Source organism: Komagataeibacter saccharivorans (assembly GCF_004348195.1).
In the GTDB taxonomy this organism is placed as follows: domain Bacteria; phylum Pseudomonadota; class Alphaproteobacteria; order Acetobacterales; family Acetobacteraceae; genus Komagataeibacter; species Komagataeibacter saccharivorans.
This window is the reverse complement of record NZ_CP036404.1, coordinates 1,982,501-2,001,467: the sequence shown is the minus strand read 5'-3', so window position 1 is coordinate 2,001,467 and position 18,967 is coordinate 1,982,501. Positions and strand designations below refer to the sequence as shown.

20 protein-coding genes (1 of these 20 only partly in view) are annotated in these 18,967 nt (G+C 63.7%); 13 read left to right on the top strand and 7 right to left on the bottom strand.

Features of this window, described 5'->3' with window-relative positions; all coding sequences use genetic code 11:
- Window positions 1-108: 108 nt before the first annotated feature.
- The 3 genes from KSAC_RS09155 to KSAC_RS09145 form a co-directional block, all read right to left on the bottom strand.
- Window positions 109-591 (bottom strand): MarR family winged helix-turn-helix transcriptional regulator, encoded by a 483-nt coding sequence (locus KSAC_RS09155; protein WP_102324884.1) that lies wholly within the window; start codon window positions 589-591, stop codon window positions 109-111.
- Between the two features lie 178 nt (window positions 592-769).
- Window positions 770-1,204, bottom strand: coding sequence for a hypothetical protein (locus KSAC_RS09150; protein ID WP_118962688.1), 435 nt, complete (start codon window positions 1,202-1,204; stop codon window positions 770-772).
- 40 nt (window positions 1,205-1,244) lie between these two features.
- Window positions 1,245-1,502, bottom strand: coding sequence for a hypothetical protein (locus KSAC_RS09145; protein ID WP_102324882.1), 258 nt, complete (start codon window positions 1,500-1,502; stop codon window positions 1,245-1,247).
- A 99-nt stretch (window positions 1,503-1,601) separates the two neighbouring features.
- Here KSAC_RS09145 and KSAC_RS09140 point away from each other — a divergent pair, with 99 nt between their 5' ends.
- From KSAC_RS09140 to KSAC_RS09120, 5 genes are read left to right on the top strand one after another with little or no spacing between them, the layout of a single operon-like run.
- Window positions 1,602-2,717 (top strand): ABC transporter ATP-binding protein, encoded by a 1,116-nt coding sequence (locus tag KSAC_RS09140; protein WP_110548229.1) that lies wholly within the window; start codon window positions 1,602-1,604, stop codon window positions 2,715-2,717.
- A 57-nt stretch (window positions 2,718-2,774) separates the two neighbouring features.
- A complete protein-coding gene (locus KSAC_RS09135) occupies window positions 2,775-3,785 on the top strand; it encodes an extracellular solute-binding protein (RefSeq protein WP_243705174.1) in 1,011 nt (336 codons plus the stop codon).
- A complete protein-coding gene (locus KSAC_RS09130) occupies window positions 3,785-4,249 on the top strand; it encodes a hypothetical protein (protein WP_132306206.1) in 465 nt (154 codons plus the stop codon). The genes KSAC_RS09135 and KSAC_RS09130 overlap by 1 nt, the downstream gene beginning before the upstream one ends.
- A gap of 35 nt (window positions 4,250-4,284) precedes the next feature.
- Window positions 4,285-4,773 (top strand): YcgN family cysteine cluster protein, encoded by a 489-nt coding sequence (locus KSAC_RS09125; RefSeq protein WP_118962690.1) that lies wholly within the window; start codon window positions 4,285-4,287, stop codon window positions 4,771-4,773.
- Window positions 4,773-5,489 carry a M48 family metallopeptidase gene (locus KSAC_RS09120; RefSeq protein WP_102324878.1) on the top strand — a complete coding sequence of 239 codons (717 nt, stop codon included), beginning with the start codon at window positions 4,773-4,775 and terminating at the stop codon, window positions 5,487-5,489. The genes KSAC_RS09125 and KSAC_RS09120 overlap by 1 nt, the downstream gene beginning before the upstream one ends.
- Before the next feature lie 7 nt (window positions 5,490-5,496).
- Here the strand turns inward: KSAC_RS09120 and KSAC_RS09115 are convergent, their stop codons facing one another.
- Window positions 5,497-6,300, bottom strand: coding sequence for an NAD kinase (locus KSAC_RS09115; RefSeq protein ID WP_132305167.1), 804 nt, complete (start codon window positions 6,298-6,300; stop codon window positions 5,497-5,499).
- Window positions 6,297-7,148, bottom strand: coding sequence for a carbon-nitrogen hydrolase family protein (locus KSAC_RS09110; RefSeq protein WP_102324876.1), 852 nt, complete (start codon window positions 7,146-7,148; stop codon window positions 6,297-6,299). Before KSAC_RS09110 ends, KSAC_RS09115 begins: the two co-directional genes overlap by 4 nt.
- A 141-nt stretch (window positions 7,149-7,289) precedes the next feature.
- On the opposite strand from KSAC_RS09110, the gene KSAC_RS09105 reads away from it, so the two are divergent.
- Window positions 7,290-8,252 carry a cation diffusion facilitator family transporter gene (locus tag KSAC_RS09105; RefSeq protein ID WP_102324875.1) on the top strand — a complete coding sequence of 321 codons (963 nt, stop codon included), beginning with the start codon at window positions 7,290-7,292 and terminating at the stop codon, window positions 8,250-8,252.
- Here the strand turns inward: KSAC_RS09105 and serB are convergent.
- Entirely contained in the window at window positions 8,242-9,153 is a 912-nt protein-coding gene (gene serB, locus KSAC_RS09100) for a phosphoserine phosphatase SerB (RefSeq protein WP_102324874.1), read from the bottom strand. The two genes, KSAC_RS09105 and serB, sit on opposite strands and share 11 nt — an antisense overlap.
- A gap of 29 nt (window positions 9,154-9,182) precedes the next feature.
- Here serB and miaA point away from each other — a divergent pair, with 29 nt between their 5' ends.
- The 5 genes from miaA (at window position 9,183) to KSAC_RS09075 (ending at window position 14,640) form a co-directional block, all read left to right on the top strand.
- Window positions 9,183-10,187 carry a tRNA (adenosine(37)-N6)-dimethylallyltransferase MiaA gene (gene miaA, locus KSAC_RS09095; RefSeq protein WP_132305166.1) on the top strand — a complete coding sequence of 335 codons (1,005 nt, stop codon included), beginning with the start codon at window positions 9,183-9,185 and terminating at the stop codon, window positions 10,185-10,187.
- Between the two features lie 70 nt (window positions 10,188-10,257).
- Complete coding sequence (gene ilvB / locus KSAC_RS09090; RefSeq protein WP_132305165.1) at window positions 10,258-12,081, top strand: biosynthetic-type acetolactate synthase large subunit; 1,824 nt, start codon at window positions 10,258-10,260, stop codon at window positions 12,079-12,081.
- Window positions 12,082-12,184: 103 nt separating this feature from the next.
- Window positions 12,185-12,700, top strand: coding sequence for an acetolactate synthase small subunit (gene ilvN, locus KSAC_RS09085; RefSeq protein ID WP_102324871.1), 516 nt, complete (start codon window positions 12,185-12,187; stop codon window positions 12,698-12,700).
- Between the two features lie 54 nt (window positions 12,701-12,754).
- Window positions 12,755-13,774 (top strand): ketol-acid reductoisomerase, encoded by a 1,020-nt coding sequence (gene ilvC, locus KSAC_RS09080; RefSeq protein ID WP_102324870.1) that lies wholly within the window; start codon window positions 12,755-12,757, stop codon window positions 13,772-13,774.
- Between the two features lie 173 nt (window positions 13,775-13,947).
- Entirely contained in the window at window positions 13,948-14,640 is a 693-nt protein-coding gene (locus KSAC_RS09075) for a fumarylacetoacetate hydrolase family protein (RefSeq protein ID WP_243705173.1), read from the top strand.
- Here the strand turns inward: KSAC_RS09075 and KSAC_RS09070 are convergent.
- The gene (locus KSAC_RS09070; RefSeq protein ID WP_102324868.1) at window positions 14,637-15,554 is read right to left on the bottom strand and encodes a LysR family transcriptional regulator; all 918 of its coding nucleotides are present in this window, start codon (window positions 15,552-15,554) and stop codon (window positions 14,637-14,639) included. The genes KSAC_RS09075 and KSAC_RS09070 overlap by 4 nt on opposite strands.
- Before the next feature lie 127 nt (window positions 15,555-15,681).
- On the opposite strand from KSAC_RS09070, the gene KSAC_RS09065 reads away from it, so the two are divergent.
- Complete coding sequence (locus KSAC_RS09065) at window positions 15,682-16,743, top strand: aldo/keto reductase (RefSeq protein ID WP_132305164.1); 1,062 nt, start codon at window positions 15,682-15,684, stop codon at window positions 16,741-16,743.
- Window positions 16,744-17,062: 319 nt separating this feature from the next.
- A protein-coding gene (gene clpB / locus KSAC_RS09060) for an ATP-dependent chaperone ClpB (protein ID WP_102324866.1) crosses the window boundary here: on the top strand, window positions 17,063-18,967 show its 5' portion. The gene runs 699 nt beyond the window's last position; 1,905 of the gene's 2,604 nt are visible here — the first part of the coding sequence; its start codon is at window positions 17,063-17,065; its stop codon lies beyond the right edge, outside the window.

Sequence of the window (18,967 nt, the reverse complement as noted above, 5' to 3'; positions counted from 1 at the left end):
AAGATGTCCGCCTTTTGCCGCCATCATGGCGGGTCCATCCGGCATCGGGTGCCATTATGGATGTGTCCTGTCCGACCCGAACGGGGGGAAGGGGAGCGACCGGGAAGTTCATGACGGTCCCCCCGCCACTTCGGCGGATGCGCCGGTCCGGTCATACAGATTGGCCTCGATCCGTTCGAAGACCGAATAGCAGGCCTGAAGTTCGGGGGTGGAGATGCCGTCCAGCAGGCGGCTCGATACCGCTTCAACCGCATGGCGGACCTGCCGGGCGATATGTTCGCCCTTGTCGGTCAGGCTGACCAGCTTGGAGCGTTTGTCCGCCCGGTCGGGGGAACGGAACACGAGGCCGCGGCGTTCAAGCACGTCAAGCAGGCGACCGACGGAAGGGGCTTCGATTTCAAGCGCGCGGACAAGGTCCGTCTGGCGCACGGGTGGCGGCAGCAGCCCCAGATACAGAACGGGCCGCCATGTCGCCTCGGTCAGGCCATAGTCGCGCAGGTCATTGTCGACCTGCCGCCGCCATGCGGCGCCAAGCCGGGCAAGACGACGACCGAACGACAGTTCTTTCTCGTTGCGCTCGAAATCGGGCATTGTGTTCCGTCAGCGGGGACATGCAGTTATTAAGCATGCAAACCATTTGCGTGCTTATTATATCCAACCGCTGCACGTTTCCAGAAAACGACAATGTGAGCCAATGCAATTTCGGCATGGATACTATCTGGCAATGACGTAGATCATTGCCAGATAGTCCGGGCGCAGGGGGGCTGGCTTATCTGCGGCGGCCCATCAGGGTCTGCAGCACGCCCCACACGGCACGCAGCGTGTGACGTGTCAGCGGTCCCGCCACCGTGGTGGCCACGGCGGACAGGGCCACCGTCTGCCGCAGTTCGTTCAGGGCATGTTCGCGGGCGAATCGCACGCGGATTTCTTCCGGGGTCATGTAGGAGCGCCGCCCCATGACCAGCCCCATCAGAACCACAAGCACATCGGCCGCGAACACCGTGGCCGCCGCCCCCAGCGCGCTGAAGCCCAGCGTCTGGTAGCAGAAGGCCCACAGCAGGCCATGCCCTGAAATGACGGCAAAGAAAGCGAATATAGCTGCGACAACCAGAAATGCGGCCTGACGACCAAGACGGATTGCCATCAGTTTGCGTAGGGTCAGTTCCCCTTCGATGATGGTTCTGCCGATTTCGCCTATTCTCATGATGCTCGCATATCCTCTGGTTGCAGCAGGCTAAAACGCCTTATTTCGTCGCGCGGCCAAGAAAGTAGCCGATCACCGAGAAAATGGCGATAGCCACCAGCGAACGAGCGCGTGAGCCACCGCTTTTGGGCGCGTGTTCCGCGATCGTTTCGCGTGCGTTGCTGACCAGATGCTCGGCCTTGCCCGCGACATCATGCAGCGCCTGCTTGCCGTGTGCGCCCAGCAGGTTTTCGATCTGGCTTTTCAGGGCCTGCAGGTCTTCATGGGTAACCTGCTTGATGGTGTCTGTCTTGCTCATTGTCCGGTCCTTTATGAAGGGTAAAGTCCATAATCCTCTGGTAAGGAGGCAACCATTGCTTATAACGCGTTATCTCCCCAGTCAGGTTTCTGTTATCGCATGTCTCCTTTCTCCTTACGGCTGGTTGTCAACGCACTGAGGGCTTTTTCCGGTGCGTCCGCGCTGTCGTTTTCTGCATCCGCAGGGTCCTGTCTGGCCATTGTGAATGACCGCGCCGAATGTCTGTCGGTCGTGGCGGACATGCTGGTGGGGCAGACGGCGGTGCATGCGGGCCGGATCGAGGTCGACGGGGTCGATATCACGACCCTGCCCGCAGGCAGGCGACCCTGCGTGCTGGCAGGCTGGCGGGACCCGCTATTCGCCCATATGAATGTTCAGGCCAACCTGGCCTTTGCCCTGCGCGCACGCGGCGTGGGAACGCAGGCGGTGGCGGCAAGGGTGCGCGCGGTTCTGGCGCTGCTGGGACTCGACGGACTCGAAAACGCCAGTCCCCTTTCCCTCACGCGCGAGCAGGCGCTGCGCGTCATGATCGGTCGGGTGCTGGTGCTGGACCCGGCCGTGCTGGTGCTGGAAGATCCGTTCACATCCCTGCCGCCGGTCAGCCGTGTCGCCATGCGCCGCCTTGTCGGGCGGCTTGTGCAGGCGCGGGGGCTGTGCGTGGTCCTGCTGACGCGGGAGCGTGAGGATGCGCTGCTTCTGGGTGATACCATCGCCTATATGTCGGGCATGGAAATCGTGCAGACGGGCACGGCGCTCGATCTGTTCGACCGCCCGGCCTGTGACCGGGTTGCCACCGGGTTCGGCCATGCCAACAGCCTGACGGTCCGCGTGGCCAGTATCGATGACGACGTGGCGCGGGCGCATCTGCCCGGTGGCCTGCCGGTCGAAGCCATGGCGGCACCCGACGTGGCGGCGGACCAGCTTGCCACGCTGTGCATCCGTCCCGACCGTATCGCGGTCATTTTTCCCACCCGCCCCGGCATGGCGGTCAGCGCCGACCCCGATGAACCGCCGCTGCTGGAAGCCACGCTGACCGACCTGCGGCAGATGGGCGATCATGTCCTGCTGCGTTTCCGGCTGGCCAATGGGGAGGAACTGCTTGCCCGCCGTCCCCCCGCGCCGGGGCTGCAACGTGTGAAGCCGGGGCAGACGGCCATGCTGGCCTGGCAGCCAGCGCAGGCAATTGCCTTTCCGTTCCGCGGCGAAATGGGGTAGCGTCCGGCATCCGTCAGCATCTGCGTAAAAGGCTGTTTCCTGTCCGTGTTTCAGTTCGTGCCCCGTTGGTCCATCCGTTCAGCCCTGCTCTGCCTGCTTGCGGCAACGGGGGGGCTGTCCCTGCTGCCCGTTTCAGGTCATGCGGCAAGGGCACGCCATAAACCGGCCCTGGTGGTGGCGACCATGGATTCGCGGCTGGAACAGGCGCAGAATGCTGCGTTTTTCCAGCCCTTTGCCCGCATGTCCGGGCAGCCGGTGATCCACAGGGTCTGGCATGGCACCGTGCAGGAACTCGATACCCATGGCCTGCATGCGGATGGCAGGGGATCATGGTCACTGGTCTTTACAGATGACAGTACCATCCGTGCCGCATGCGTGCAGGGGCTGGTCGTGCATCTGGCGGGTAGTACGACCAACCCCGATGGCTGTGGCGTGCCGGGCCTGACCACGCAGGTAGTGGTGGCATGGGACCGGGCATGGAGCGGAACCGCCCCGCGCTGGGCGGATTTCTGGGATATCGTCCGCTTTCCCGGCAAGCGCGGGTTGCGGCATGACCCCCGCACCACGCTTGAAATCGCGCTTATGGCCGATGGGGTGCCCCCCGATGATGTCTATAACCAGCTTGCTACCGCGCAGGGGGTGGACCGCGCCTTTCGCAAGCTGAGCCAGTTGCGTCCTTACATAACGTGGTGGTCCACCCCAGCGGAGGCCGCCAGCATCCTGGAACACGGACAGGTGCTGATGAGCAGCGCGCCGGGGGATGCGGTACGGACCATCGCCCCCGCCCGCAGGGACACGATTGGTGTGAATGCGGATATGGCGCTGTCCTATGGCCTGTCATGGGGGGTAGTGGCTGGCCAGTCGGCGGAGCAGTTGGGTCAGTCGCGCAACCTGCTGCATTTTATTATCCAGCCTGACCGGCAGGCGGCCTTCCTTGGTCTGTATCCGGCGTCCGTGCCGGACCCCGGCCATCAGGGCAGGGTCCTGCCCGTGGATGTCCAGTTCTGGCAGACCCACTACGCCGCCCTGTCGCGGCGGTTTGATACGTGGCTGCGGAACGCGACCTGATGATACCCGAAATCGCGTTCCGGCCTGCTGGGCTGCTGGGGCTGGATATGGGCTGTACGGCTGCGGGGCTGCTGGTGGGCTGTCTGCTGGTGCTGGCGGTGCAGGCCGTGCTGTACCGGGCATGGCCTGAACGGTGTGTCCTGCTGCGCGGGCTGATGCTGGCCCTTGTGCTGCCGGGACTGGGGCTTGCCCTGTGGTGGCCCGCCCATATGGGCATGGCGGGTATGGTGGGTAGCGGCATGCAGGGTATATGTCTGGCCCCTGCCGCCATGTGGCCGCTGCTGCGTGTGCTGGACCGGATTCCGTCCGGCCTTGTGCGTACGGCTAGCGGGCTGGGCGCGGATATGAAGGCAAGGATGCGGCTGCTGTGGCTGCCGCTGCTTGGGGGTCCGGTGGCGGGGGTGACGGCGTTTTCCATCATCATGATCGCCCTGTGCGCCATGGTGGCGGTTGCCCGGTCTTAAGGTTTTTTACGCATGGATACGTCAGGATCACGCGCATGACGCACGATACGCCCCCATTCTGGGAAACGACCCCGCTGGAGCAGATGTCGCGCGAACAGTGGGAGTCGCTGTGTGACGGGTGTGGCCGGTGCTGTCTGCACAAGCTGCGTGAGGAGGACACGGACGAGGTGCTGTTCACCGATGTGGCCTGTCGGCTGCTTGATACCGATACCTGCCTGTGCACCGATTACGCCAACCGTCAGCGCCGCGTGCAGGACTGCATCAGCCTGACGGCGGAAATGGTGGCTGAAATCGACTGGCTGCCCCCTACCTGCGGCTACATTCTGGTGCGTGATGGTGAACCGCTGCCATGGTGGCATCCGCTGGTATCGGGCACGCGCGAGACCGTGCATGAGGCCGGAATATCCGTAAGCGGCCGGGTCATAAGCGAACGGAAGGCGGGGATGCTGGAAGACCATGTGATCGACTGGCCGGGGGAAGCGCCCCGCGGCGCTTTCTGCCGTAAGCGGCCGCGTCGTCGCTGATGGTGGCGGGCGCTGTCGCGGCTGTGGAAACCGTGCCCATCGCCTCCGGTCAGGTAACGGTGCAATGGCGGCCCTCGCGGCAGGCGCGGCGGATTTCCATGCGCATCGATCCCCGTAGCGGGCATGTCATCATCACCCTGCCACGCGGCGCGCGCAAGGCCGACGGGCTGTCCCTGCTGCGCGCGCATTCAGGCTGGGTGGCGGCAGGACTGTCCCGCCTGCCGCCCACGCCGGAACTATGCGACGGGGGATATGTCCTGCTGGACGGACAGAGGCATGAAATCCGCCACTGTCCTGATGCGCGGCGCGGCGTATGGCTGGAGGACGGGCGGCTGCACGTAAGCGGGGCCGAGGAGTTCATTGCCCGTCGTGTGGCGGCCTATCTGCGTGCGCAGGCGCAGGTGCTGCTGCCCGCGCGGCTGCGCCTGCTGACCGGGCAGTGCGGCCTTCGCCCCACGCAGGTCAGGCTGCGCGATACGAAAAGCCGCTGGGGAAGCTGCTCGTCCGATGGCGCCATCATGTTATGCTGGCGGCTGGTCATGGCCCCGCAGGAAGTACAGCATTACATCATCGCCCATGAACTGGCGCATCTGCGCCATATGAATCACGGCCCGGATTTCTGGCTGCTGGTGGACAGGCTGACCCCGCACCGCCGTCAGGCGGAAAAATGGCTGCATGCCAACGGGGCCAGCCTGCATCGCATGGTGCCCGCCTGAAGCGGGATCAGGCGGTGAACTGTTCGGCTATGATCCGTTCCGACAGGCTCTGGCCCGGATCGAACAGCACGGTGGTATGCAGTTCGCGTGCTTCGCTGATCTCGACGGAAACGACATCGCGCACTTCGGTAAAATCGGCCACCGCCGCGACGGGGCGCTTGTCCGTTTCCAGAATGTCGAAGCGCACCCTTGCGGAGGAGGGCAGCAGCGCGCCGCGCCACCGCCGCGGGCGAAACGCGCTGATGGGGGTAAGCGGCAGCAGGTTGGCCGAAAGGGGCACGATCGGCCCATGCGCGGACAGGTTATAGGCCGTTGAACCCGCAGGCGTTGCGATCAGCACGCCATCGCAGATCAGTTCGGGCATGCGCACGCGGTCGTCCACCTCAATGCGGATTTTCGCGGCCTGCCGTGTCTGGCGGAACAGGAACACGTCATTCAGCGCCAGGGCGTGGATACATTCCCCTCCGCGTGTCGTGGCCTTCATGCGCAGCGGGTGCAGGGTTGCGGCCTGTGCTGCGGCCAGACGCTGCGGCAGGTTGTCCGGAACCGCCGGATTCATGAGGAAACCCACGGTTCCGCAGTTGACGCCATAAACCGGCAGCCTGCGCCCCAGTGTCGTATGCAGCGTTTCCAGCATGAAGCCGTCGCCACCCAGGCAGATCAGGGCATCCGCCGTTTCCGGCGGGCACTGCCCGTACTGCCCGACCAGACGGTCCAGCCACAGTTCGGCGCTTTCATTGGGGGCGGCGGCGAAATGCAGCCGTGTGGGAAGGGTGCCGTCAGTCCAGTCCGGGTATGACGCGTCATTCATGGAGTGTGGATGGACAGGCGATGATGCGCCATGACCGGCATGCGCTCGCGGATGCTCTCCGTCACCGTGCGGTCAAGGCGCGCGGTGCTCCAGCCCGGTCCGTCCGATACTTGGCCCACGATCGTCCCCCATGGGTCGATGATCATGGAATGGCCATAGGTGCGGCGGCTCTGGCCGTTTTCGTCCGTGTGGGTGCCGGTGGTGCCGCAGGCGACCATCCAGCACTGGGTTTCGATCGCGCGCGCGCGCAGCAGCGTTTCCCAGTGCGCAAGACCGGTTTCCACCGTGAAGGCGGCGGGAACCAGCAGGACATTGGCGCCGCGTGCGCGCAGCGCGTGGAACAGGGCGGGGAAGCGGATATCGTAACAGATGGCCAGCCCGGCCTTCAGCCCGTGGTCAAGCGGCACGGTCACGATATCGGAACCGGGTTCATAGGTATCGCTTTCCCGGTAGCCTTCGCCGCCGGGGGTGGTCACATCAAACAGATGGATCTTGCGGTAGCGCGCGCGCTCATGCCCTTCGGCGTCAAAGAACAGGGATGTATTGAACAGCTTGCCGCCATGCCGTTCCCCGATGGAACCGCCATGCAGCATGATGCCATGTTCGCGCGCGATGCCGGACAGGAACGCGTACAGCGGTCCGGCTTCGCCCTTGTCATCGGGGGCGGGCAGGTTTTCGGCGGCGGCGAACTTCATGTCCCGCGTGCCCCCGAGGCAGCTCCACATTTCCGGCAGGATGACAAGATCGGGCTTGTCGGAACTGACGGCGGCATTGATCAGTGCGCGGGCACGGTCGATATTTTCGGGCGCGGATGCGCCGGGCGCCATCTGGATCACAGTGGTGCGCATAAGGCGGAGACCTCCACAGGCATTATCGTCCGACCATAGGACAGGCACCCCGCCAACCGCAACTGGCAGGGATGAGCCGCGCAGTCTGTCAAAAGGGGGGAAAGGGGCATAGGATGGGGATGTATTTCAGGTTGAAAATCAATGGCACATTCCGCTTCTTCCCGAACAGTCATTTTCGCGGCCCTGCTGGGTAACCTGCTGGTGGCCGCCACGAAATTCGGTGCGGCCATCGTGACGGGAAGCGCTTCGATGCTGAGCGAGGCCATCCATTCCCTTATCGATACCGGCAACCAGGGCCTGCTTCTGGTCGGCATCCGGCGCGCGACCCGTCCCGCCACGGCGCTGCATCCGTTCGGGCACGGGCTGGAACTGTATTTCTGGACCTTCGTTGTGGCGCTGCTGATTTTCGGGCTGGGGGCTGGCGTTTCCTTTTTTGAAGGCGTGGTCCACATCCTTCATCCGCAGCCACTGGCGCATGTGGCCGTCAATTACGCCGTGCTGGTCGCCAGCATCGTTTTCGAAGGGTCTGTCTGGCTGTTCGCCCTGCGGGCTTTCCGCAAGGATGGCAAAGGCAAGCGCGGCTGGGTCGAGGCGGTACAGGTCAGCAAGGACCCCACCGTCTTCACCGTCCTGTTCGAGGATACGGCGGCGCTGGCCGGTCTGGCCGTGGCGCTGGTGGGCAATATCCTTGCCGAATGTCTGGACATGCCGGTGTTCGATGGCGTGGCGTCCATCGTGATCGGCTGCATCCTTGCGGTGACGGCGGGGTTCCTCGCCCGCGAATCCCAGTCCCTGCTGACGGGGGAAGGCGTGGCCCCCGAAGTTCTGGTCGCCCTGCGGCGCATGGCGCTGGCGGCGGAGGGGGTGGAACGGCTGAACGAGATCCGTTCCATGCATTTCGGCCCGCATGACGTGCTGGTGGCGATCAGCGTTGATTTCCGCAATGATATGAGTGCGGGACAGGTCGAGACGGTGGTCAGCGCACTGGAACGCCAGATCAAGCAGCACTACCCCGATGTCACGCGTGTATTTGTGGAGGCACAGGACAGCCACACCCAGCCCGCGGGCGTGGCCACCACCGGGGCAGGTGCGCCTACGCCGTGACGAATTCGTCCGCGCGGTAACCCTGCGCGAACAGCAGGGTGCGCAGGGTTGTCTCGTTCACCTGATTGCTGATCTCACGCCGTACGGCGGGCTTGGCATGAAACGCGATGCCCGCACCGGCCACGCGCAGCATGGCGAGGTCATTGGCCCCGTCGCCCGTCGCCATTGCGTCGTGCATGTCGATCCCGCCATGCGCGACCAGACGGCGCAGGTGTTCCAGCTTCGCATCCGGCCCCAGAATGGGCAGGCCGACATGCCCTGTCAGCCGCTCATCCGCTTCCAGCAGCGTGTTGGCATGGTTTTCGTTGAAGCCACATAGCTGGGCCACGCGGCTGGTGAAGAACGTGAACCCACCCGATACAAGGGCCGTATGCGCGCCATTCGCCCGCATGGTGCGCACCAGTTCCAGCGCGCCGGGATTGAGGCGGACATCCTTCCACGCCTTGTCCAGCAGGTTGACCGGCAGGCCGCGCAGCAGGGCGACGCGCTCGCGCAGGGCGGCTTCGAATTCGATCTCGCCATTCATGGACCGCGTGGTGATTTCCGCAATCTTTTCACCAATCCCGGCATGGGCCGCGATGTCGTCCAGCGTTTCGCAGTTGACGATCGTGCTGTCCATGTCCGCCACCAGCAGGCGCTTGCGGCGGCCGTGTCGCGGCGTTACCAGCACGTCCATTCCCCGCCCGGCAAAGACCGTGCGCAGCGCGGCGATATCTGGCGCATCCCATGTGGAAGGGGCATGACACGCGATCTCGACAGCTTCCCCTTCCGAAAGGGTGACGGGAGCCGCCCCGTGCACCAGATCACGCGCCGCATGGATATCCACCTGCGTAAGGGATGTGGCGTCACGATTGGCCACCAGTACAAGGGTATGGGAGAAGGAAGGAGAAGAATCAGCCATGAGGTCCGGGATATGACAGGGGTGAGACAATGAAACACGCCCCCGCGGGACGGGGGCGCGTGGCGCTGATCGTGGCGGGTCCGACCTGTTCGGGCAAGTCCGCGCTGGCCATGGTGCTTGCCCGGCAGGTGAATGGCACGATCATCAATACGGATTCGATGCAGGTATATCGCGAACTGCGCATCCTGACAGCCCGTCCCGACCCGCATGATGAAGCCAGTGTGCCCCACGCCCTGTATGGTGTCCTGCCCGCTGCGGAAAATGGCAGCGTGGCATGGTGGCGCACGCAGGCGATCGCGGCGGCCCATGCGGCATGGGATGCGGGGCGCGTGCCGGTATTCTGTGGCGGGACCGGCATGTATTATCAGGCGCTGATCCACGGGCTGGCCGATATTCCCCAGCCCCCGCCCGCCATCCGCGAACAGGCGCGCGAAATGGTTGCCCGTCTGGGGCCGGGGGCGGTGCATGCCCTGCTGCATGAACGTGACCCCGAAACAGCCTCCACCCTGCGCCCGACGGATGGCCAGCGTATCGCCCGTGCATGGGAAGTGCATGCGGCGACCGGGCATGGTCTGGCCTGGTGGCGGCGGGAAGCGGTGCTGCCGCCGCTGGACGCCCGTTTCATCGCAATGCGCCTGCACCCGCCCCGCGATGAACTGCGCGCCGCCATTGCGCGTCGCTTCCATGACATGCTGCGCCATGGCGCGCTTGAGGAAGTTGGCCGCCTGCTGGAACAGGATCTGTCCCCCGCGCTGCCAGCCATGCGCGCCCATGGGGTGCCGGAACTGGCCGCCGTCCTGCGCGGGGACATGACGCGGGAGGCGGCGGCCGAACGGGCCATCCGCCTGACCGGGCAATATACAAAGCGTCAGGCGACATGGTTTGCCCATCATCCGCTAGCCGCCCCGGCGGACAGTGTTGTGTATGAAAAACGGTTTGAAAATTGTGCCACTGCGCAACAAATGGAAAGATGGACAAACAAAATCATTTCTTTTGTTATTAACCGCATTGACGCGGGCCAAGGGTTTCCGTAAACCCGGCCCGGGATTTCGCCCTTGGTGGCAGGCCGGTTGTCCCGGTCGCCGGGGCGAAGGAGCAGGAACCATGAACGCAGCACCGCACCAGACCGACCTGAAGCCTCACACCGCCGGCACGGATACATCCGTTGTCCAGACCGGTGCGGAAGTGCTTCTGCGCGTACTGAGCGAGCAGGGGGTCGAAGTCATTTTCGGCTATCCCGGCGGGGCGGTCCTGCCCATTTACGATGCCATTTTCCGCCAGAACGCGATTCGTCATGTGCTGGTCCGCCATGAACAGGCGGCCGTGCATGCGGCGGAAGCCTATGCCCGCTCCACCGGCAAGGTGGGGGTGGTGCTGGTCACAAGTGGCCCCGGCGCCACCAATACGGTGACGGGCCTGCTGGATGCGATGCTGGATTCGATCCCGGTGGTCTGTTTTTCCGGGCAGGTTGGCGTGCCGCTGATCGGGACCGACGCGTTTCAGGAAGCCGACACCACCGGCATCACGCGCCCGGCCACGAAATACAATTACCTGATCCGCCGCGCCGACGAGATCGCGCCCAGCGTGCATGAAGCCTTCCATATCGCGCGCAGCGGACGCCCCGGCCCGGTGCTGGTGGACCTGCCCAAGAACCTGATGGTCGGCCCCGCGCCGTACACCGCGCCGCCGCGCGCGCCGCATCCGTCCTACCAGCCCCAGACCGAACCGGGACGTGAGGCGATCGCGCGTGCCGTGGCCGCGATGAAGGGTGCGCGCAAGCCGCTGTTCTATACGGGCGGTGGCGTCATCAATGCCGGACCCGAAGCCTCCGTCGCCCTGCGCAGGCTGGTCGAGAAAACCGGTTTTCCCTGCACGTCCACCCTTATGGGGCTGGGGGCGATGCCGTCGGACGACCGCCGTTTCCTTGGCATGCTGGGCATGCACGGCACGTACGAAGCCAACATGGCGACGCATGACTGTGACGTGCTGATCGCGCTGGGTTCGCGTTTTGATGACCGGGTGACGGGGCGGCTGGATGCGTTCTCCCCCGGTTCCTTTAAGATCCATGCGGATATTGATCCCTCCCAGATCAACAAGATCGTGCGTGTTGACGTAGGTGTAGTGGGCGATGTGCGCCGCGTGATCGAAATGATGCTGGAGGAATGGGACTGCACCCCCGCCAATCCCCGCCAGCCCATCGACCTTGCGCAGTGGTGGCACCAGATTGGTGAATGGCGTGGTCTCGACAGCCTCGGTTTCACGCAGGACATGACGCCGGGTGCGATCATCCGCCCGCAATACGCCATCCGTCGCCTGCATGAACTGGCCACCGCCACGGGGCGTGACACCTATGTCTCGACCGAGGTGGGGCAGCACCAGATGTGGGCGGCCCAGCATTTCGGCTTCGACAGGCCCAACCGCTGGCTGACATCGGGCGGGCTGGGCACCATGGGTTACGGCCTGCCTGCCGCCGTGGGCGCGCAGATCGCGCATCCCGATGCGCTGGTGATCGATATCGCGGGTGAAGCCTCGATACTCATGAACATTCAGGAACTGTCCACCATCGCGCAGTACCGCCTGCCGGTTAAGGTGTTCATCCTGAATAACCAGTATATGGGCATGGTGCGCCAGTGGCAGGAACTGCTGCATGAATCCCGCTATTCCGAAAGCTATAGCGCCGCACTGCCTGATTTCGTCAAGTTGGCCGAAAGCTTCCACGGCCGGGGCCTGCGGGCGACATGCGTGGACGAACTGGATGGCGTGATAACCGGGATGCTGGCCCACCCCGGCCCGGTGGTGGCGGATATCTGTGTGGCGCAGGAAGAAAACTGCTACCCCATGATCCCGTCGGGCGCGCCGCATAACCAGATGCTTCTCGGCCCCGATCAGGATGACGAGATCAGCGCCGAAGGCCGCATGCTGGTCTGATCCCCGCTGCCGCCGTGTTGTCGGCAGCCTTTCTTCCTTCCTGCCGCCATGTGTGCAGATACAGCCACCATGGCGGCGCCTTCAGCAGTCAGGAATTACGATCATGACCACGCAGCAGGAGATCCCCGTCTCCGCGGTCATTGCCATTCAGGTCGAAAACGAAAGCGGTGCGCTGGCGCGTGTCATCGGCCTGTTTTCCGGTCGCGGATACAATATCGAAAGCCTGACCGTGGCCCCGGTTGATGAAACCCGCCACCAGTCGCGCATCAATATCGTCACGACCGCCACCCCGCGCGTGCTGGAACAGATCCGCGCGCAGGTTGAACGGCTGGTGCCGGTGTACCGCGTTTCGGTCATGACGAAGCAGGACGCGCATGTGGCGCGTGAAATGGCGCTGGTGAAAGTCATCGCCAGTGGCGAACGCCGTGCGGATGCGCTGCGTATCGCGCAGGCGTTCCGCGCCCATCCTGTTGATGCTTCAGCCACCTCGTTCGTCTTTGAACTGACGGGTGCGACTGACAAGCTTGATGCCTTTATCGACCTCATGCGTCCGCTCGGCCTTGCCGAAGTGTCACGCACGGGCATCGTCGCTATCGCCCGCGGCGCGGCGATCCTGTAAAGGGTTCCGGTTTTTACCTTTCCATACGTTTTTATTTCTCCAAGGAGTGAGATCATGCGCGTCTATTACGATCGCGATGCCGATGTGAACCTGATCAAGGGCAAGAAAGTGGCCATCATCGGCTACGGCAGCCAGGGTCATGCCCATGCCAACAACCTGAAGGATTCCGGCGTGACCGACATTGTGGTCGGCCTGCGTCCCGAGTCGACGGCTGTGCCCAAGGCTGAAGCCGCCGGTTTCAAGGTGATGACGCCCGCCGACGCCGCCAAGTGGGCCGACGTGGTGATGGTGCTGACCCCCGATGAAGGTCAGGGCGCGCTGTACAAGGAATCGCTGGAAAAGAACCTGAAGCAGGGTGCGGCCCTTGCCTTCGCCCATGGTCTGGCGATCCACTTCCGCATCATCGAAGCGCGCCCCGATCTGGACGTGTTCCTGATCGCGCCCAAGGGTCCGGGCCACACCGTGCGTTCCGAATACCAGAAGGGTGGCGGCGTGCCGTCGCTGGTGGCCGTGGCGCAGAACGCTTCGGGCAATGCGCTTGAAATCGCGCTGTCCTATGCTTCCGCCAATGGCGGCGGCCGTGCGGGCATCATCGAAACCACCTTCAAGGAAGAAGTCGAAACCGACCTGTTCGGTGAGCAGGCTGTCCTGTGCGGTGGTCTGGTCGAACTGATCCGCGCCGGTTTCGAAACGCTGGTCGAAGCGGGCTACGCGCCGGAAATGGCGTATTTCGAGTGCCTGCACGAAATGAAGCTGATCGTCGACCTGATCTATGAAGGCGGCATCGCGAACATGAACTACTCCATCTCCAACACGGCGGAGTATGGTGAATACGTGTCCGGCCCGCGCGTGATCACGCCGGAAACCAAGGTCGAGATGAAGAAGATCCTGACCGACATTCAGGACGGCACCTTCGTGCGCAACTTCATCCTGGAAAACCAGTCGGGCAACATCGGCTTCAAGGCGACCCGTGCGCGCAACAACGAACACCAGATCGAAAAGGTGGGCGAGAAGCTGCGCGGCATGATGTCGTGGATCGGCAAGAACAAGCTGGTCGACAAGTCCCGCAACTGATCTACGCCACAGGGGGCAGGGTTTCGGCCCCGCCTTTTTCCAGCGCCAGCCGGGCTGTCCCGGCTGGCGTTTTTTTTATGTCCGCTTTGCCTGTATTTCCCTGCATTTGCCGTGACACACCCCCTGACGGGTGCCACCATGCGCGCCCGACAGCATTGCAGGAGCGCCGTACCGTGACGGATTACGTGTTTCCCCCCAGTCCCCAGCCCGTGGTACCCGTGAAGGGGACGGCAGGTGCCTTTCCCGTCCGGCGGATATGGTGTGTGGGGCAGAACTATGCCGCCCATGCGCGTGAGATGGGCAGCAATCCCGAACGTTCCGAGCCCTTCTTCTTTTCCAAGCCGGGCGATGCCGTGGTGCCGCAGGGGGGACTGCTGCCGTTTCCCGTCAGCACGTCCGACCTGCATCATGAGGTGGAACTCGTCGCCGCGATCGGGCGGCCAGGTCATGACATTACGGAAGAAGAAGCCCTTTCCCATATTTACGGCTATGCCGTGGGGTTCGACATGACGCGCCGCGACCTTCAGGCCGTGGCCAAGAAGGCAGGCCGCCCGTGGTCGCTGGCCAAGGGGTTTGACCAGTCCTGTCCCATTTCGCCCATCGTGCCCGTGTCAGCCTGCGGCCATCCCGCCACCGGCGCCATCACGCTTACGGTCAATGGGGAACTGCGGCAGAAAGGCGACCTGTCGGACCTGATATGGTCGGTGGCGGAAATCATTTCCTGCCTCAGCCGCTTTGTATCCCTTGAACCGGGCGACCTGATCATGACGGGCACGCCATCGGGCGTGGGGCCGGTCAGGCGGGGCGATGTGATGCATGGTGTCTGCGCGGGCGTGGGCGAACTTAACGTCACCTATACCGGTTAGGCCGGATGCGGCACACGTGCCGCCACGGTCGGGGCGGGATGGCGCGCCAGTTCATCAATGAACAGCGCGATCTTGCACGAATGGGCCGTACTGACCGGATGGATGGCGAAAAAGGATATGGGCTCCGGCTCCCATTCCTCCATGACTGGCTGTAACAGCCCCCCGGCCACGTAGCCTTCCACTTCCCACAGGGATTTCTGGACCAGACCCAGACCGGCCAGCGCCCAGTGCACCGGCATTTCGGAATCGGTGGAGGCCAGGCGCGCGCGCACCCGTTCCGTGCGGACCTGCGCGCCGCGCCCCAGCCGCCACTGCGTATGCAGGTGGGGGGTGGGGCCATGGCTCAGGCAGTCATGGTTTTCCAGTTCCGAAGGATGCGTCGGAACCCCCTTGCGCGCCAGATAGGCGGGACTACCCACGATCACGCGCCGTGTTTCCATGATGCGCCGCCCGGTCAGCATCGTATCAAGGGCGGGGGTCGCGCGGATGGCGATGTCAAAGCCTTCGCCCACGATATCCGCAACCCTGTCTTCCAGCGTCAGGCTGATACGGATATCGGGATGGCGATGGGCGAACTGCGTCATGAATGGTGTCAGCCACCATCGCCCGAACGGAATGGGGGCCGTGACCCGCAGTTCCCCCGCCGGTGTCGTGGCCATGGCGCGGGTGCGGGCTTCCATCCGTGCGGTCGCTTCCACAATGGCGCAGGCTTCGTGGTAGTAAAGCTGTCCCGCCGCCGTCAGCGCATGGCGGCGCGTGGTGCGCACCAGCAGGCGCGTGCCCATGCGGCGTTCCAGCCGCGCCAGCCGGTCGCTTATGACGGATGTGGCCAGACCCAGTTCCCGCCCCGCGGCGGACAGGCTGCCATGGCGTACAATGGTGACAAATACCGCCATTTCGGTGATGTCACGCATATATTTGATTTCCTTCGTGCAAGCTGCTTCCGGGTAAAGGTGATTATCATCTCCCCGCCCGCACGCCCATAGTTGGCGTGAGGGTGTGCGGCTTTGCACGCCGCTTCGCGCAGAAGGATTGCAAGACATGCATTATCGTCAGCTTGGCCGTTCCGGCCTGCGGATCTCGGCATTCACGCTGGGCACGATGACATTCGGGGGCAAGGGCGATTTCGCCAAGACCGGCAATACCGACCTTGCCGGCGCCCGCCGTCAGATCGACCTGTGCATCGATGCCGGGATCAACATGTTCGATACCGCCGATATCTATTCGACCGGTGTTTCGGAAGAAATTCTCGGCGCTGCCCTCAAGGGGCGTAGCGATGACATCATGATCACCACCAAGGCCCGGTTCCGTATGGGCACCGGGGCGAATGACGCCGGTCTGTCGCGCTACCATCTGGTCAGCGCGTGCGAAGCCAGCCTGAAACGTCTGGGTCGTGACCATATCGACCTGTACTACCTGCATGAATGGGATGGTCAGACCCCCCTTGATGAAACGCTGGAAGCACTCGATACCCTGACGCGCACGGGCAAGATCCGGTATGCGGGGGTTTCCAACTTTTCCGCATGGCACCTGATGAAGGCGCTGGGCACGGCGGAACGCAACCGGCTGATCGCCCCGGTGTCCCAGCAGATCTATTATTCCCTGCAGGCCCGCGACGCGGAATACGAACTGCTGCCCCTGGCAGTCGATCAGGGCATTGGCGTGCAGGTATGGAGCCCGCTGGCGGGCGGGCTGCTTTCGGGCAAGTACCGGCGCGGCAAGCCGCAGCCTACGGGCACGCGGCAGATCGAGAACTGGGGCGAGCCGCCGGTTCATGACATTGAAAAACTGTATGACGTGGTGGAAGTGCTGGTCAGCATTGCCGAAGCCCGGGACATTTCCGCAGCGCAGGTGGCGCTGGCGTGGGTGGCCCAGCGTCCCGCCATTACATCGGTCGTGATCGGTGCGCGGACCGAGGCGCAACTGACCGATAACCTCAAGGCCGCATCACTGGACCTGACGGCGGAGGAAATCAGCCGCCTTGATGCCGCCAGCGCGCCGCCGCTCATCTATCCCTACTGGCATCAGGCCAGCACGGCCTCGGATCGCCTCTCGGCGGCGGATATGCTGCTTCTGGGGCCTGCTGTCGCCAAAAAGGGCTGATCCGCGCGGTTTCCCGCCTGTGCCCGGTCGGGGCAGGCGGGTGCCAGCGTAGGGCGAATGGCCGTTGCGCCGACACGGCAGGCCACCCTTGACCTGAATCAAGGTTGCCAACACGGTGCTAATGGTCACCTGTCATCATTATGGAAGGGTCAGCCGTTAACGGCGCGGGACAGTCGGATGGAGGGGGAATCAGCTTCTGGCATCTTGTAATAACATCCGGGTGATCCCATCTGAAATCCAGCGCCATGCCGTTGCCTGTTGAGGGACGGCACCATGGCACAACCAGTTATGTCGCCTGATTGAAAGGGACGAGGAACTTATGAATATCGAGAAATTTACGGAACGCTCACGCGGTTTCCTGCAGGCTGCGCAGACCATTGCGATGCGGGATTACAACCAGCAGTTAACGCCGGAACATCTGCTCAAGGCCCTGCTGGATGATGAACAGGGGGCTGCCGCTTCCCTTATCCGTGCGGCGGGCGGGCAGGTTCCCGCCATTACGGCTGCAAATGACGCCGCCCTTGCCAAGCTGCCGAAGGTGCAGGGCAGCGGTGCGGGCCAGCCGACCGCAACGGGCGATCTTGTACGCGTGCTTGATGCCGCCGAACAGGGCGCCCAGAAGGCTGGTGATGAATTCGTGGCGCAGGACAGGCTGCTGGCCGCCATCGCCGCGTCCGAAACGCCGGCGGGGCAGGCCATGCGGGGCGGGGGCGCCACACCGCAGGCGCTGGACAAGGCGATTGCAGCCATCCGCAAGGGACGCACAGTGACAAGTGAAAACGCAGAAGCCAATTTCGACGCGCTGAAGAAATATGCGCGCGATGTGACGGAAGTCGCCCAGCAGGGCAAGCTGGACCCGGTGATCGGCCGTGACGAGGAAATCCGTCGCGCCATTCAGGTCCTCGCCCGCCGCAGCAAGAACAATCCCGTCCTGATTGGTGAACCGGGCGTGGGCAAGACCGCCATTGTCGAAGGGCTGGCCCAGCGTATCGTCAACGGCGACGTGCCGGAGGCGCTGAAAAACAAGAAGCTGCTTTCCCTCGACATGGGCGCGCTGGTCGCCGGTGCAAAGTTCCGTGGTGAATTCGAGGAACGGCTGAAAGCCGTTCTGAAGGAAATCGAATCCGCCGAAGGCCAGATCATCCTCTTCATTGATGAAATGCACACGCTGGTCGGTGCCGGGCGCAGCGATGGCGCGATGGATGCATCCAACCTCATCAAGCCCGAACTGGCGCGCGGCGTGCTGCACTGCATCGGTGCGACCACGCTGGATGAATACCGCAAGTATATCGAGAAGGATGCGGCCCTCGCCCGCCGGTTCCAGCCGGTCTACGTCGGTGAGCCGACGGTGGCTGACACCATCTCCATCCTGCGTGGCATCAAGGAGAAATACGAACTCCATCATGGTATCCGTATTTCCGACGGCGCGCTGGTGGCGGCGGCGACCCTGTCCAACCGCTACATCACCGACCGTTTCCTGCCCGACAAGGCCATCGACCTTGTGGATGAGGCCGCAAGCCGCCTGCGCATGCAGATCGACAGCAAGCCCGAAGAACTTGATGAACTGGACCGCCGTCTGATCCAGCTCAAGATCGAACGCGAAGCCATCCGCAAGGAAGACGATGCGGCCAGCAGGGAACGGCTGGGCAAGCTGGAAGCCGAACTGTCCGAACTGCAGGAAAAGTCCGATGCGCTGACAGCGGCGTGGCATGCGGAAAAGGATCGCGTCAACGCGGTGCAGAAGCTGCAGGAAGAGATGGACCAGATCCGCTCGGATATCGAGATTGCCCAGCGCAAGGGTGATCTGGCTAGGGCATCGGAGCTGATGTACAGCCGCCTGCCGCAGCTTCAGGCCCAGATTGCCAAGGCGCAGGAAGAAGCGGACCAGATCAGCAAGGGCGACGGCATGGTCAGCGACACCGTGACCGATCAGGGTATCGCCGCTGTCGTGTCGCGCTGGACCGGCGTGCCGGTGGACCGGATGCTGGAAGGCGAACGCGCCAAGCTGCTGCGTATGGAAGATGAACTGCGCAAGAGCGTGGTGGGTCAGGAACCGGCGCTGAAGGCGGTGTCCAACGCCGTACGTCGTGCCCGCGCCGGATTGCAGGACCCCAACCGTCCTATCGGTTCGTTCCTGTTCCTGGGTCCGACGGGTGTGGGCAAGACGGAACTGTGCAAGGCGCTGGCCCGCTTCCTGTTCGATGACGAAAAAGCCCTGCTGCGT